Here is a 15,068-nt window from a genome sequence, read left to right as displayed (position 1 = left end):
CCCGAAGGGGTGTGGGAGAGTAGGACACCGCCGTACACAAATTAGAAACCCCGGGAACGATCGGTTGAGAATGTGAATTCTCTCGATCGTTCCCGGGGTTTTCTTTATGTCGGCGTATTTCGTTGGACCGTCGCCCGGGTGGCTGCGAAGCTGGCCGGGTGGATGTCACGCTGCACACCGATGTCGGCGCGTTCGCCGAGCTGGCGCGGCCCTTCTACGCGGCCGATCCGGTCCGGCACACCGGCGCGCTCACCGCGCTGCGCGACATCGAGCGCGCCGGTGGGGCTACCGCGCTGATCAGCGCCGATGATCGTGATGGGCTCGGCGCCGTCCTGAGCTGGCACGCCCCGTTCCCGGCGGTGGTGAGCGGCGTGCCGGCCGAGGCGGCCCCCGTGGTCGCGGGCGCACTGGCCTCCTCGCACTCCCACCTGGGCGGCGTCACCGGGCCACGCCGCGAGGCGGAGGCGTTCGCCCGCGAGTGGTGCGCGCTCACCGGCGCGACGGTGAGCGGGGAACACTCCAACCGCCTCTACGAACTCGGTGAGCTGGCCGAACCGGTAGGTGTGCGCGGAGAACCGCGCCTCGCCACCGCGGCCGACACCGGCCTGCTCACGCGCTGGCGGCAGGCCTTCACGCGCGAGGCGCTGCCACTGGCACCGCCGGAGGCCGATCCGGCCGGTGCCGTGGCGCGGGTGATCGACGGCGGTGAAACGTACGGCCTCTGGTGCGTGGACGGCGAGCCCGTCGCCATGGCGCTCGCGAGGAAACCGCAGTGCGGGATGTCGAGAATCGGCTACGTCTACACACCGCCCGAACTGCGTGGCCACGGCTACGCGGCAGCGGTCACGGCGGCCGCGTCCCGGCGGCTGCGGGAAGCCGGCGTCCGGCACGTGGTCCTGTTCGCCGACACCACCAACCCGGTGTCGAACAGGGTTTACCGGCGGCTGGGCTACCGCCCGATACTGGAGACCGCCGAACTGGCCCTCCGCCCGGCCGGGGAGGCGTCCGTACCCTGGACGGTGTGAGCACCCCACGACTGCTGATCATCCAGCCCGATGCGGCCGACCCGCCCGGCCCGTTGGGTGACTGGCTCGTCGAGGCCGGAGCGGAGCTCGACGTGCGGCGGCCACCGGGCGACGTTCTCCCGCAGGATGCCGCCGAGTACCAGGGCGTCGTGTGCCTGGGCGGCGGCATGGGGGCGGAGGACGACCGGGACCATCCGTGGCTCGCCGACATACGCAGGCTCCTCGCCAGGGCCGCGGGCACCGGATCGCCGACGCTGGCGGTCTGCCTGGGGGCGCAGCTGCTCGCCGTCGCCACCGGCGGCCGGGTCGACCGTGGCACCGACGGCCCCGAGGCCGGTCCCGCGCTGGTCTCGAAGAAGGACGCCGCGTGGAAGGATCCGCTCTGCGCCGAGCTGCCCCTTGTGCAGGACGTGCTGCAGTTCCACCGGGACGCCGTCGTCCAGCTGCCGCCGAACGCGGAGCTGCTCGCCTCCGCACCGCGATATCCGCACCAGGCGTTCCGCGTGGGCCGCTTCGCCTACGGCCTCCAGTTCCACATCGAGACGACCCCCGAGACCGTCCGGGACTGGGCCGGGAACGCGCCGGAGATCGCCGAAACCGCACGTACCGGATCCCTGGAGCCCGGCGCGCTCGCCGAGACGCACACCGACCTCGCCGAGACCTGGCGGCCGTTCGCCCACCGCTTCGTCCGCCTCGCCGCGGGCGAGCTGGAACCCGCCGGCTCCCGCCCCCGCACCCTTCCCCTCGCCTGACGCCGAACCGGGAGCGCCTGCGGCTACGGTGGTAGCCGATGGTAGAGCGTGCCAGGCCGACCGCGTCCGCGGCGAGGTTCGGGTTCACCGAAGACCGCGCCGAGGCGGATCTTCGTGCTGCCGGCTGGTGGGGCGAGTCGGGGCCGGCGAACGGCGGCGAACCCGTACTCGCGGCCCTGTCCCGGACCCCCGACCCCGATCTCGCGCTCCGTGCGATCGACCGCATCCGCGAGGCCGACCCCGCCGGCTGGCCGGAGCTTTCCGAGGCACTGCGGGTGGACGCCGTCCTGCGCGGACGCCTGCTCGCCGTGATCGGGTCCTCGAGCGCCCTCGCCGACTTCCTGGTCAGTACGCCGGAGCAGTGGCGGCGTCTCGCCGGAGTGGCGTGCACGGCCGCCGACGACTACAGCGCGGCCCTCGATCAGGCGATCCGGCGCGACGGCGATGTGCTCACCGGCAACGACGCGGCCCTGGCGCTGCGGACCGGATACCGCGGGCTGCTCCTGGAGATCGCCGCCGTCGACCTGGGACACCTGGTGGAGCCGGAGCTGACGGAGCCGTCCTACGTCGCGACGGCGAGCGCGCTCACCGCACTCGCCGAGGCGGCGCTGCGGGCCGGGCTCACCGTGGCCGGGCACGACGTCCCCGGCGCCGCGGACGCCACGCTCGCCGTCATCGCGATGGGCAAGTGCGGCGGCCGGGAGCTGAACTACGTCAGCGACGTCGACGTGGTGTTCGTCGGGGACGGGGACATCCAGGCGGCCACCCGCCTCGCCACCACGATGATGCGCATCGTCGGCACGGCCTGTTTCGAGGTCGATGCCGCCCTGCGCCCGGAAGGCAAGGCCGGCGCGCTGGTGCGCACACTCGACGGGCACGAGGCCTACTACCGCAAATGGGCGCGGACGTGGGAGTTCCAGGCGCTGCTCAAGGCTCGCCCTGTCGCCGGGGACGCCGAGCTCGGGCAGCGCTACGCCGAACTCGTCGCGCCGATGGTGTGGTCGGCGTCGGAGCGGGAGAACTTCGTGCCCGACGTGCAGCAGATGCGCAGGCGCGTGGAGCGGCACGTGCCTGCCGAGATCGCCGACCGTGAACTCAAGCTCGGCCGAGGGGGCCTGCGGGACGTCGAGTTCGCCGTGCAACTGCTGCAGCTCGTGCACGGCCGGGTGGACCCCGACCTGCGGTCCGGATCCACCATGGAGGCACTCGAAGCGCTGGGTGCGGCTGGTTACGTCGGCCGGGCCGACGCCGCGGAGCTCGCGTCTTCGTACGAGTTCCTGCGCATGGTGGAACACCGGCTGCAGCTGCGCAGGCTCCGCCGCACGCATCTCTTCCCCGACTTCGACGACACCACGGAACTGCGCTGGCTCGCCCGGGCCTGCGGGATGCGGCCGGCACGGGGCCGCTCGGTGAGCGAACTGCTGGCGGCCGAGTTCCGCCGGAACGTGCAGCGCATCCGCCGCCTGCACGAAAAGCTGTTCTACCGCCCGCTGCTGGAATCGGTGGCACGGGTGCCGACCGCCGCGCTGCGGCTCACCACCGAGCAGGCCGCCAGCAGGCTCGCCGCGCTCGGCTATGCGGCTCCCGACGGCGCGCTGCAGCACATCAAGGCGCTCACCTCCGGCGTCTCCCGCAGGGCCTCGATCCAGCAGGCCCTGCTGCCGGTGCTGCTCGACCTGCTCGCGGACACCCCGGACCCGGACGGCGGCCTGCTCGCCTACCGGCGCGTTTCGGAGGCGCTCGCGGACACCCCCTGGTACCTGCGCGTGCTGCGGGACGAGGCCGCGGTCGTGGAGCGGCTCGCGACGGTGCTCGGCACCTCCCGGCTGGTGCCCGACCTGCTCGTGCGGGCGCCCGAGGTCCTGCAGCTGCTCGGACATCCGGAGCGCCTCGCCGGACGTTCACCGGAAGAGGTGGCGACGTCGTTGCGCGCAGCCGCCCGCAGGCAGCCCGGGCTCCGCGCGTCCGTCACGGCGGCCCGGTCGCTACGGCGGCACGAGCTGCTGCGAGTCGCCTGCGCCGACCTGCTCGGCCTGCTGGACGTGCCCGCCGTGTGCGGGGCCCTGTCGTCGGTGTGGGCCGCGGTCCTCCAGAGCGCTCTCGCTGCGGCCATCCGGTACAAGGCCGCCGAGATCGGTGGTGAGCCCGCGCGGATCGCGGTCATCGGCATGGGGCGGCTCGGCGGCGCGGAGCTCGGTTACGGCTCCGACGCCGACGTGCTGTTCGTGTGCCAGGCGGCGGAGGGCGCGGCCGACTCCGAGGCACTGAAGTTCGCGGCCTCGGTCGCCGAGACGGTGCGCCGCTCGCTCGGCGCACCGAGTCAGGACCCCGCCCTCGAAGTGGACGCGAACCTGCGGCCGGAGGGTCGCAGCGGTCCACTCGTGCGGACCCTCGAGTCCTACCGGGTGTACTACGAACGGTGGAGCGAGGTCTGGGAGGCACAGGCGCTGCTACGGGCACGGTTCATCGCGGGCGACGAAGAGCTCGGCGACCGGTTCACGGCCATCATCGATCCGTTCCGCTACCCCGAGGGTGGCCTCGACGCCATCCGGGTGCGCGAGGTCCGCCGCATCAAGGCACGGGTCGACACCGAGCGGATGCCGAAGGGCGCGGACCCCACCACACACACCAAACTCGGCAGGGGCGGCCTCGCCGACGTCGAGTGGACCGCGCAGCTGCTCCAGCTGCGGTACGCGCACGAGGTGCCCGAGCTGCGGACGACCTCGACACCAGGGGCCTTGCACGCGATGGCGGACGCCGGGCTGGCCGAGGCCGCGGACGTCCGCTCGCTCATCGACGCGTGGACGCTGGCCACGAAGGCCAGGAACGCGGCGACGCTGGTACGGGGCAAGCCGGTCGACCAGCTGCCCCCGTCGGGCCGGGGCCTGGCGGCGGTCGCGCGCGTGCTCGGTTACTCGGCCGACGACGACCCCGGCGAGTTCCTCGACGCCTACCGGCGCACGACGCGGCGCGGACACGCCGTCGTGGAGCGTCTCTTCTACGAGAGCTGACCGCCCAGCTCTTGCTCACCTTCGCGGGACGGGTGGGCGCGGCGAACCTAGGGTGTGGACCGTGACCGAACGAGAACCATTCCGGGTCCGGATCAAGGTGCGGCACTACGAGCTCGACACACTGGGCCACGTCAACCATGCCGTCTACCACTCCTACGGCGAGGTGGCCAGGCTCGAACTGCTGGAGCGGGCCGGCGGCCTCGACGGCGGGCTCCAGGACCAGCGGCTCGCCTCGGTCATGCTCGAGTCGACCATCAGTTTCCGGCGGGAGCTGCGGGCGGGCGACGAGATCGACGTGACGTGCGTGGTGAAGTTCGGCAGCGGCAAGACGTTCCGGATGGACTCCGACATCTACCGTGCCGACGGCACGCTCGCCGCCGAGATCACCTGCACGCTCGGGCTGATGGACCTCGACCGCCGCAAGCTCGTCGTGGACCCGCGAGGCCGCTTCGAGCAGGCCGGGGTGAACACCCGCCTGCTCTGTGGCGAGGAGTGATCCAGCGCGGCTGTCGATACGTCGTCGAGCCCCGCCGCGCTCGCGGCGGGGCTCCTCGCTGTGCCATACATGATGTCACATTGTGTGACGTTGCTGTATGGGACGTTGCTGTATGTGGGGATCAACAGCCCTCACCAGTCGGCAACACCTGGCTTCCACATGCGTGCATTCCCGGACCCGCTGGGTGCCAGGGGAGAGCGCTCCCGCGGCAGCGGTGTCGTGGGCCGCAAGAACATATGCGAACGTCGGCCGGCCTCGGCTCGGTGTTCGGGTGGGACCCTGTCGCGCATCGTCCGCACTCCCGGTACCAAACCACCAGTTCGCCCGTACCAGGTACTACATCTTTCTTATAGCGACTGACGCAGGCTCGGGTGAAGGTGCGGGCACAGCCGCAGCGGGTCGATCTGGTGCTCCGCTCGAACGCGATCCCCGTCCCGATCACGTCCGGTGTGAAGAGCTTGGCGCCCGTCGCCTCCTGGGTGGCACCTCGTAGACGTCCTTGTCGATCGGCCCCGGTTCCCGGACGCGTCCGGGCAGGGGAAGCCGAGCGGCCGTGAGTACACGAGGCTGACCGGCGCCTCGAAGCCCCGGACGAACACTTTGAGATATGCTACATTTTGCAAACTGTCATGGCTCTGCGCGTGCGGGGTGGGTGCATTGGATCTGGAGGAGCGAGCATGAAGGAAGCGTTCGGCGTCCTGAGCAGCGACTGGAAGGAGGGCATCAACTGGGCGAAGGTCCGCGAGTGGCGGCTGTCACGGGCACGCGAGGCGATGGCGCGGCACGGGCTGGGTGCCATCCTGTGCATGTACGACGAGAACATGCGCTACGTCTCCTCGACGTACACCCCGGGCTGGAACCGGTTGAAGCCGGGTCTGCGCTATGTCCTGCTCGTCGAGGGCAAGGCGCCGATCGTATACGAGCAGGGTGACATCGGCTTCCACCTCGAGGTGCACAACCCGTGGATCCCCAAGGAGAACATCCGCCACTCCTTCGCCTGGATCAAGGGTGCGGCCGGGCCGGCGTCCACGCAGCAGGTCGACAAGTTCACCGAAGCCATCCTTGGTGATCTCGAGGACGCGGGCGTGCGGGACAAGCCACTCGGCGTGGACTTCATCGACATCAACATGATCCGCTCCTTCGAGCGCGCGGGCATCACCTGGACCGACGGCATGACGCCGATGATGGAGGCACGCGCCATCAAGAGTCCGGACGAGCAGAAGGCGGTCCGCATTGTGGGCGCCATCTGTGACGCGTTGCACTACGAGTTCAGCCAGTTCCTGAAGCCCGGGCTGACCGAGAACGAGGTCGCCGCCTTCGGCTTCGAGTACCTGTACTCGATCCCGGGCATGGAGGACGTCGAGGACGTCATCGTGTCCTCGGGGCCCAACGCGTGGCCGAACTGGCGCAACTTCTCCGACCGCATCATCCGTCCCGGTGAGCTCGTCATCATCGACCTCGCGGCGCTGACCTGGAACGGTTTCAAGTCGTGCGTGTACCGCACCTACTGTGTGGGAGGCAAGCCCACGGACGAGCACCGGCAAACCTACGACACCGCCCACAAGTGGCTGTGGGACTCGATCGAGACGGTTCGTCCCGGTGTGACGACCGCAGACATCGCCAGCAAGTGGCCTTCGGCCGCCGAGGCATGGGGCTACGTCGACGAGGACCAGGCCGCCGCCAACCTGTGGGGCCACGGACTCGGGCTCGCCCAGTACGACCAGCCGGTCATCTCGCGTATCTGGTCCCTGGACCATCCCCAGGAGATCCAGCCCGGAATGGTCTTCGCGCTGGAGACCCAGCACGGAAAGAAGTTCGATCACGGCGTGCGGCTCGAGGAGATGCTCATCGTCACCGACGACGGCGCCGACATGGTGTCGACTTACAAGTCGCACGAGATCATCGAGGCAGGCTGAACGTGCCGCGCGTATTGACGTTGTCCGACGAGGCAGCGCGCGACGCCGCCGTCGCGGGCGCCAAGGCCGCCGGTCTGGCCGTGGCGTCCGCGGCCGGTCTCCCGGTGCTTCCCGGAGTGGTCGTACCCGTTGTGGAGTCCGCCGACGTGGTCAGCGCAGCGACGGGTGCGCTGGGCTCCCACGGGAGCGCCGGTCGCGCCCGGCTCGCGGTCATGAAGACGGAACCTGAGGCAGAGCTGCTCGGCGAGCTGTGCGCGCGACTGAGCGGCTTCTCGGAGCCATTGATCGTGCGCTCCTCGAGCCCCCTCGAGGCCGACGGCACATGGTCGGGCGCGTTCTCCAGCTTCCACGGGATCACGGTCGACGACCTGGGCACCGCGGTCCGGGGCTGCTGGGGGTCGGCATTTTCGGCCGGCGTCCTCGACAGGGCGAGTAACACCGGCACATCGCCGGAAGATCTCGGCCTGGCGGTGCTGGTGCAGCCCGAGCTGCAGCCTGATGTCGGCGGCACCGCTGCGCTCAGAGCCGACGGCAGCGTCGAGATCACGTCGACAACCGGCCCGCTGTTCCCCCTGATGGAGGGTCATGTCGAGGGCTCCGTATCGGCCGTCGGGCCGGACGACTCCGTCCGTGAGCATGGGGATGTCCACGAGCACCTGGCGCGGCGCGTCGCGGGGCTGGTCCGCCGGGTCCACGAGGTGCTCGAACACCAACTGATCGAGTGGGCCGCCGCCGAGGGGCGCGTGTACCTCCTGCAGAGTTTGCGGTCGTCCGTGGCGTCCCCGCCGGGGGAGACCCACCCCGCGACGGTCGAGCCCACCCTGTTGTCGGACGTCGCCGTGCGGGTAGCCGCCTGGACTCAGCGCTGCCCCGGGCGGCTGGGACACGAGCTCGTCCTGCCGTGGGCGGCGGCGCTCGGAGGGCGGGTGCCCGACGTCGTGCCCTCCGACACCTCGCCGACTGCTGCGTTGGCGGCTGCCCGCGCCGAGGCGAACGCACTGGTCGCGCAGCTGTGGGGTGGGTCGCCGCGCAGCGCCAGGGCGGAGGCCGAGCGCGTGCTGCGCAACCTTCGTGGCAGCGCCCCGGCCGCGGCCATCGACGTGCTGGCCGGTCTGCCGAGTTTCAGCCCGGACCGAGCGGCGTCGATCCTGGGCCATCTGGAAACCGTCCGGCGGTACTTGCGCTCCACGGGAGTACTCGATTCGGACGCGTCATTCTGGCGGCTGGGTGCGGACGAGCTCGAGCGGGTGCTCGCCGAGGGACTGGCCTGGGCGGAGACCCGGCTCGGCGCAGACCGGTGGGAACCGTTCGTGCACGGGGTGGTGCGGGCAGCGGGCGAGTGCCATCACGGCAGGGCGGCGGCGCCGGGAGCGGGCGCCGGAAGGGCGTACATCTTCACCAGCGAGTCGCGATCGCCCTCGCCGGAGGGGCGCTACGTCATCGTCGCCGGCCAGCCGGTCCCCGCGTTGGCGCCGTTGTTGTGGAACGCGGCGGGCATGGTGACACGGGCGGGTAGTACGTCGGCCCACTTGATCGAGTTCGCCCACTCCATCGGGGTCCCCACCGTGGTCGGCTGCAACCTCGTGATCCCTGATGACGGGAGCGAACCGCTGATCGCGGTCGACGGAGACAACGGAAGGGTGTCGGTTCTGCCGGTCGGTGACCCACTACGGGAGACCGCGTAAGCGACGTCGCGTGCCCGGCTCGGCCGGGCACGCGACAGCCGCGCCCGGGGAGGTTCAGCCGAGCCGTTCCAGAAGTTCGTCGAGGGTCAGCACCCACGCGATGCTGCGAGACATCAGTTCGAGCGCCATCCGGTGCGAGTCCTTCCCTCGCATGCTCGCCACGCAGTCGGTCACGACGATGGGCGAGTAGCCGAGGTTCGCAGCAGTGAAGGTCGTCGCATAGACGCAGGTGTCGGTGTTGATGCCGGTCATGACGACGAACGTGGGGCGCAAGATCCGGGAGAACAGGAACTCCAGCTCGGTGTGGGCGAAGCTGTCCAGGCTCTTCTTGTCCCGGATGTGGATGTCCGAGGGGGCGACCAGACCCGCAGGCACCTCTGCCTCCGGTGCGCCGGCCTGCCGGTCGATGCGTGTCCTGGCAGGCCGGTGCGGCATCTGGGAGATCCCTGCCTCCTGTGCGGCCTTGAGATAGGCCAGCCCCCCGGCGTAGAAGCCGGCGTCGAGCTCGTGCTGGGGGCGCTCGACGTAGGCGTGGACAACGGGAATGCTCGCGGCTCGGCAGGCGTCCAGCAGGCGCTCGTTGGCCTTCAGGACCCGCTCGGCCTCGTCCGGCTCGACGACCGACTGGCCCACCGACTCGTCGAGGTACTCGCGCTGCAGGTCGATCGTCAGCGCCACCGTACGAGACCGGTCGATGATCAGCAGGTCCTTCATCGCATCTTTGAACTGGCTACGGTCCTCGGCGTCGATGTGCATGCGGCTCCCTGGTGAGTTTCCGGGCCGTGCGATATTGTGCAATGTATCGACGTAATATATACCACAGTGGTACGTGCCTGCCCTCCGTCCTCGCTTCAGAAAGGCCGCGAGCATGCGAACACGGAAACTGATCGTGCTCCTCGTCACTGTCTCGGCGCTTGTCCTGGCGGCGTGCTCGTCGCCGGGGGGAGGCGGCACCTCCAACGCGCAGGGCGGCCTCGACTGCCCGACCATCCGGGTCATCGTTCCGTACTCCCCGGGCGGCGGGTCGGACCAGCAGGTTCGACGGTTGCAGCCGGCCCTGGAGGACGCGCTCGGCAAGAGGTTGAATGTCACCTACATGGAGGGCGGCGACGGCGCGGTCGGCTGGAACGCGCTTGCCGACGCCGAGCCCGACGGGTGCACGATCTCGAACGTGGTGGCGCCGAACATCGTCAACCTCAGCATGGGCGGAGATGTCGGTTTCAAAGCTGCCGACTTCGAGTACATCGCATGGACGGAGTTCTCTCCCAACATCATCGCCGTGTCCAAGAACGCGCCGTACGACTCGATTGAGGCCTTCATCGACGAGGCGAAGTCCGCACCGGGCGGGATGACGATCGCCGGGGTCGGTGACAACGGCCGACTGCTGATGAGCGAGATCAACAAGGCGACGGGGATGGAGCTGTCTTACGTCCCGGTGAGCGGTGGTGTCGGCGACATCATCTTCAAGGTCTTCGGCGGCCACATCGACTCCGCCGTCTCCGGCTTCTCGCTGCTCGACGGCGACCAGCTCAAGCCGTTGGTGCTGTCGGCTCCCTCGGACGCGTTCCCAGACGTGCCCACCTTCGGGGAGGCCGGTTACCCGGGGGTCAAGCTGGTGACGACCTGGGGTTTCATCCTGCCTCCGGAGACTCCTGACGAGATCGTCCAGACCTGGAACGAGGCGGTGCAGCAAGCTCTGGAGGATCCTGAGGTCAAGAAGAAGTACGAGGAGGGGGCCGGTTTCACCGTTCTCCACCAGAATGTGGACGAAGCCCGCAAGTACTTCGAGGAGCAGCGGAAGGCTACTCGGGACGCGGCGGCAGCGATGAAGTGACCACCGACGCCCGGACGCGAAGGCCCGGCCAGCGACGGCGCGTCGGGCCGTCGAGTCCTGTCCGACACGATATGTTGTACAGTGTGTAATGGCATTTTCGCTAGGCGCTGGAGCCGCACGAGTCGGCGCCGGTCGAGGCGAGACAAGGGAGTCCCGACCCCCGGGGGGTGGGCGAGGAAAGGTGTGTCCTATGGCGTTTGGTACTCAGGATGGAGGTTTGGCCGCCGCCTTGGGTCCAGATGTCGCACTGACCTTGGGTGGCCCTCGTCGGACAGCTCACCAGTACGTGCGGGAAGCGCTTCGGCAGGGGATCCTGAGGGGAACGCTCCAGGGCGGCACGCGCCTGGTCCAGTCGGAGATCGCCGAACGCCTTGGCGTCAGCACGACACCGGTCCGCGAGGCGCTGCGTGACCTCGCTACCGAGGGGCTGGTGCAGCTCGATGCGCACCGTGGCGGGACGGTGTCCCAGCTCACCTTCGAGGATCTGTTGGACATCCATCAGCTGTCTCGGCTTGTCGAGCCGGAGGCGATGCGCCAGGTCGCGACAACGGCCTCGCGTGCCGTGGTGGACAGGGCACGCGAGCTGGCAGAGCGAATGCGCACGGAGACCGATTCCGCGCTGTGGGCGGAGCTGAATCAGGACTTCCATCGACAGCTTCTCGACGCCACCCCGTCCGTGCGCCTCCGCAACCTGTTGATCTCGCTGTCGGGGAATTTGGCGCCGTACGTCGCCATGGCCTTGCGCAGCCAGGGACGCGAGCAGTTCGAAATGGCGAACGAGCAACATCTGCTGATTCTCGAAGCGATCGCGGCGGGGGACTCCGAGCGTTGCGCCGAGCTGACCCGAACCCATCTCGACCTGACGTTGCGTGTGCTCGACGACGCCCGTGAGCACATCGTCTAGGAGAAGCCCACACGCGGAGTAGGTCGCACAGTGACCCGGTACCCGGTCTCGAAGCTGCTGGCGTTCGTTCGGCTCGTCCTGCAACAGCACGGCGTACCCTTCGACGACGCCGAGGTCGCAGCTCGCCGGATGCTCGACGCCGACGTGCGCGGTATGAGCGGGCACGGAGTCTTTCGCCTTCCCCAGTACGTCGCGAGGCTCCAGGCCGGCGGGTACAACGTCCGGCCGGATATCCGTGCGACGCATGAGACGCCGGTCAGCGCGCTCGTCGAGGGGGACAACGGTATCGGGCAGGTCGTTCTGACTCGGGCCGCCGACATCGCGATCAAGAAGGCGGCGGAGCACGGAGTCGCGTGGGTCGGGGTACGGGGTTCGAACCATGCCGGCGCGGCGGGCGTGTACGCGTCGATGGCCCTGGAGCACGACTTGATCGGGGTCTACCTCGCGGTCGGAAGTTCGAACCATCTTCCTCCTTGGGGCGGGACCGATCCGTTGCTGAGCACAAACCCGTTGGCGGTGGCGATCCCCGCGGGGCTCGAGGCGCCGATCGTGCTGGACATGGCTACGACGGTGGTTTCGTACGGCCGCATCAAGATCGCCCGGGATCAGGGAGAAACGCTCCCCGAAGGCTGGATGGTCGACCGGACCGGTGCCCCGCTGACCGATCCGAACCGAAGCGGCGAGGGCTTTCTGGTGCCGATCGGCGGCTACAAGGGCTACGGGCTGGGGCTGGTGATCGGCATGCTCGCCGGCGTGCTCAACGGGGCCGCGTTCGGAAGCCGGGTCGTCGACTTCACGCAGGATCACGACACGCCGACCAACACGGGGCAGACACTGGTGATGGTGCGGCCGGACCTGTTCCAGCCGCTCGAGGCGTTCAAGGTGGAGATGGACGAGCGGATCCGCGAGCTGCGCTCGTCGACACCCATGCCGGGGCAGCCGCCGGTCCGTGTTCCCGGCGACCAGATGCCCCGGCGGCAGCGTGCGGCGGCCGAGCACGGTCTGACGCTGCCGCCCGGCACCGCGAATCGGCTTCGCGAGCTGGCCGAACGGCTCGGCATCACAGACCATCCCTTTCCTGCGGCGACATCGGATGGTGCCTGAACGCGCCGGAGTGCATGCCCGCTCGGTCTGGAAGACGGGCGCCCGGACGAGTGACATAGGGCGGGACCCGTTGTAGGGTCACGTAGGATGCATTCTATCAAACCTGGCTGGTGTCGGCTCTCGACAGATTTCGAGGGCAGCGCGGCAGCGGGGCGGCACGGCGGGTCGACGTGGCTGGCAGGAGGCGAGGATGAGCACGTACCGAGTCGTGGTCACCGACCAGGTGTTCCCGACAGTTGACATCGAGCGCGAGATGCTCGCGGAGATCGACGCCGAGCTCGTCGTGGCCAGTGGCGGCCGCGAAGAGGTCCTCACGGTCGCGCAGGACGCGGACGCGTTGCTGAACACCTACCTGCCGATCGACGCGGATTTCGTCTCCAGTCTCAAGCGGTGCCAGGTGGTCGCACGCTACGGGATCGGGGTGGACAACATCGACCTGGAGGCGGCCGCCTCGGCCGACATCGCCGTCACCAATGTCCCCGACTACTCGGTGGAGGAGGTCGCGGCGCACACCCTCACGTTGCTGCTCGCGCTGCTGCGCCGACTCCCGGAGGGGGTGGAGACGGTTCGGGCCGGAGAGTGGAACATCGGGCGCACGCGTCCGATCCGCCGGCTCTCCGAGGTCACGGTGGGTCTGGTGGGCTTCGGCCGGATCGCTCAGCGACTGGCACGCTCGCTGCCCCCGCTGGGGGTCCGCTGCGTGGTCTTCGATCCCTTTCTGAGCGACCAGGCGCGGGCGACGGCGGACGAGCACGTGTCCTTCGTGGACGGGCTCGAAGAGCTACTGTCCTCTGTGGACGCTGTATCGCTGCACTGCCCGCTGACGCCGGAGACTCGGGGCCTGATCGGCCGGGAGCAGCTCGAACGCATGCCCTCGCACGCCGTTCTGGTGAACACCTCCAGAGGGCCCCTGGTCGACCTGGACGCCTTGATTTTCGCACTGAAGTCCGGAACTCTGCGCGGCGCGGGCCTCGACGTCGTCGACCCCGAGCCCCCCGAGGACACGGGACGGTTGATGGTGCCGGGGATGTTGGTGACCCCGCACATGGCCTTCTACTCGGAAGAAGCCCTGCAGGAGTCGCAACTCAAGGCCACGACGCAGGTGATCAACACTCTGACCGGCCGGCCGCTGGACTACAGGGTCAACTGACCTCGGGCGCTCGAGGCGAACTCCGGAAGGGAGATCATGGCGAAGGACGAGTTCGGGCTTGCCGTCATCGGGTGTGGCACCATCGGCAGGGTACGGGCGGAGCTGGCACGCGAGCACCCAGGGCTCGGATGGCTGGGCGTCTGCGACATCGACGAGCGTGCCCGCGAGGGCCTGGCCAAGGACACGGCAGCCGACTTCCACACGGACGACTTCCACGATCTGGTCGAGCGGCCCGAGGTCGACGCGGTGATCGTGGCGACGGACGAGAACTGGCATGTCGAGCCCATCCTCGCCGGCGCCGAGCACGGACACCGCCTGTTCATCGAGAAGCCGCTGGCCACCGACCCGGTGGAGTCAGCCCGCGTGCTGAAGGCGATCGAGGACCATGGCGTCGACGCTGTCGTCGGCTACACGCAGCGGTTCCGGCGTCGGTTCATCACCTCTCGCCAGCGGATCCTGGAAGGTGCCATCGGCGATGTGACCACGGTCGTCACGCGCGCGTTCATGAACAGGATGGTGCCGATCGCGACACTGGCGCGGACCAAGGAGCACCGGAACCTGACCCCGATGGTGGTGTCGGGCACCCACAGCCTCGACGCCTGCCTGTGGCTCCTGGAGGGTATCGAGGGCAAGCAGCCCGTGGAGGTCTACGCCAAGTCGGGTGACCGGGTGCTCGGTGAGTACGGCACAAAGGACAACACGCTCGCGATCTTCACCCTGGCCGACGGCTCGCTGTGGAGCATGAACATCAGCTGGGCGCTACCCGCGACGTGGCCCGGTGCCGTCTACGGCCTGCAGATCGGCATCGTCGGAACCTCTGGTGCGCTCGATATCGAGGACACCCACCGCGACCTCGTCCTCGCCTCCGAGGTGGGGCAGAGTGCGTCGGTGGGCTACGCGCCGAACGACTACGACACCCCGATTCCGCGGCATGTCGACTTCCTGGGAAGCAAACCGTTCGGTGACGACACTTCGATCGGCTTCTGGGGACCCATGCGCGAGGAAACCATGACGTGGTTCAACCGGGTTCTCTCCGGCCGGCCGACGCACCACGCCACCGCGGCCGACGGTCACCGGAACCTCCTGGTCACGATGGCGATGGACAAGTCTGCCCGCATCGGCAAGCCGGTCGAGCTCATGCCGGACCCGGCGGCGCTGCTCATCGACTGAGCAGCGCGCGACAATGGCCGA

The 15,068-nt window shown here is 69.2% G+C and carries 12 protein-coding genes; 11 read left to right on the top strand and 1 reads right to left on the bottom strand.

Features of this window, described 5'->3' with window-relative positions:
• The first annotated feature begins 158 nt into the window (after nucleotides 1-158).
• From JAP66_RS25190 to JAP66_RS25165, 6 genes are all read left to right on the top strand, one after another.
• Nucleotides 159-1,025: a GNAT family N-acetyltransferase gene (locus JAP66_RS25190; protein WP_199434322.1), complete on the top strand. Its 867-nt coding sequence runs from the start codon at nucleotides 159-161 to the stop codon at nucleotides 1,023-1,025.
• On the top strand, nucleotides 1,022-1,777 hold the full coding sequence (locus tag JAP66_RS25185) for a type 1 glutamine amidotransferase (protein ID WP_199434321.1): 756 nt from the start codon (nucleotides 1,022-1,024) through the stop codon (nucleotides 1,775-1,777). The genes JAP66_RS25190 and JAP66_RS25185 overlap by 4 nt, the downstream gene beginning before the upstream one ends.
• Before the next feature lie 38 nt (nucleotides 1,778-1,815).
• Complete coding sequence (locus tag JAP66_RS25180) at nucleotides 1,816-4,788, top strand: bifunctional [glutamine synthetase] adenylyltransferase/[glutamine synthetase]-adenylyl-L-tyrosine phosphorylase (protein ID WP_199434320.1); 2,973 nt, start codon at nucleotides 1,816-1,818, stop codon at nucleotides 4,786-4,788.
• Nucleotides 4,789-4,849: 61 nt separating this feature from the next.
• On the top strand, nucleotides 4,850-5,284 hold the full coding sequence (locus JAP66_RS25175; RefSeq protein ID WP_199434319.1) for an acyl-CoA thioesterase: 435 nt from the start codon (nucleotides 4,850-4,852) through the stop codon (nucleotides 5,282-5,284).
• 677 nt (nucleotides 5,285-5,961) lie between these two features.
• Nucleotides 5,962-7,200, top strand: coding sequence for a M24 family metallopeptidase (locus JAP66_RS25170; RefSeq protein WP_199434318.1), 1,239 nt, complete (start codon nucleotides 5,962-5,964; stop codon nucleotides 7,198-7,200).
• Between the two features lie 2 nt (nucleotides 7,201-7,202).
• Nucleotides 7,203-8,885 (top strand): PEP-utilizing enzyme, encoded by a 1,683-nt coding sequence (locus JAP66_RS25165; RefSeq protein WP_199434317.1) that lies wholly within the window; start codon nucleotides 7,203-7,205, stop codon nucleotides 8,883-8,885.
• Nucleotides 8,886-8,939: 54 nt separating this feature from the next.
• Here JAP66_RS25165 and JAP66_RS25160 read toward each other — a convergent pair whose 3' ends face one another.
• On the bottom strand, nucleotides 8,940-9,641 hold the full coding sequence (locus JAP66_RS25160) for a cysteine hydrolase family protein (RefSeq protein WP_199434316.1): 702 nt from the start codon (nucleotides 9,639-9,641) through the stop codon (nucleotides 8,940-8,942).
• Nucleotides 9,642-9,714: 73 nt separating this feature from the next.
• Between JAP66_RS25160 and JAP66_RS25155 the strand changes: the two genes are divergently transcribed.
• The 5 genes from JAP66_RS25155 (at nucleotide 9,715) to JAP66_RS25135 (ending at nucleotide 15,047) form a co-directional block, all read left to right on the top strand.
• A complete protein-coding gene (locus tag JAP66_RS25155) occupies nucleotides 9,715-10,719 on the top strand; it encodes a tripartite tricarboxylate transporter substrate binding protein (RefSeq protein ID WP_199434315.1) in 1,005 nt (334 codons plus the stop codon).
• Nucleotides 10,720-10,909: 190 nt separating this feature from the next.
• Entirely contained in the window at nucleotides 10,910-11,623 is a 714-nt protein-coding gene (locus JAP66_RS25150; RefSeq protein WP_199434314.1) for a GntR family transcriptional regulator, read from the top strand.
• 30 nt (nucleotides 11,624-11,653) lie between these two features.
• Entirely contained in the window at nucleotides 11,654-12,727 is a 1,074-nt protein-coding gene (locus JAP66_RS25145) for an Ldh family oxidoreductase (RefSeq protein WP_199434313.1), read from the top strand.
• A 190-nt stretch (nucleotides 12,728-12,917) separates the two neighbouring features.
• Complete coding sequence (locus JAP66_RS25140; RefSeq protein WP_199434312.1) at nucleotides 12,918-13,877, top strand: C-terminal binding protein; 960 nt, start codon at nucleotides 12,918-12,920, stop codon at nucleotides 13,875-13,877.
• 36 nt (nucleotides 13,878-13,913) lie between these two features.
• Complete coding sequence (locus JAP66_RS25135) at nucleotides 13,914-15,047, top strand: Gfo/Idh/MocA family protein (RefSeq protein ID WP_199434311.1); 1,134 nt, start codon at nucleotides 13,914-13,916, stop codon at nucleotides 15,045-15,047.
• Nucleotides 15,048-15,068 lie beyond the last annotated feature (21 nt).

The organism is Qaidamihabitans albus, assembly GCF_016464705.1.
GTDB lineage: Bacteria > Actinomycetota > Actinomycetes > Mycobacteriales > Pseudonocardiaceae > Qaidamihabitans > Qaidamihabitans albus.
Note: the sequence above shows the minus strand (reverse complement) of the source record. Positions and strands in the feature narration are given on the sequence as shown.

Bases quoted from the DNA above. Each gene is read 5' to 3' on its own strand.
- JAP66_RS25180 (WP_199434320.1), top strand. From the start codon at position 1,816: ATGGTAGAGCGTGCCAGGCCGACCGCGTCCGCGGCGAGGTTCGGGTTC.
- JAP66_RS25170 (WP_199434318.1), top strand. From the start codon at position 5,962: ATGAAGGAAGCGTTCGGCGTCCTGAGCAGCGACTGGAAGGAGGGCATC.
- JAP66_RS25160 (WP_199434316.1), bottom strand. From the start codon at position 9,641: ATGCACATCGACGCCGAGGACCGTAGCCAGTTCAAAGATGCGATGAAG.
- JAP66_RS25150 (WP_199434314.1), top strand. From the start codon at position 10,910: ATGGCGTTTGGTACTCAGGATGGAGGTTTGGCCGCCGCCTTGGGTCCA.
- JAP66_RS25140 (WP_199434312.1), top strand. From the start codon at position 12,918: ATGAGCACGTACCGAGTCGTGGTCACCGACCAGGTGTTCCCGACAGTT.
- JAP66_RS25135 (WP_199434311.1), top strand. From the start codon at position 13,914: ATGGCGAAGGACGAGTTCGGGCTTGCCGTCATCGGGTGTGGCACCATC.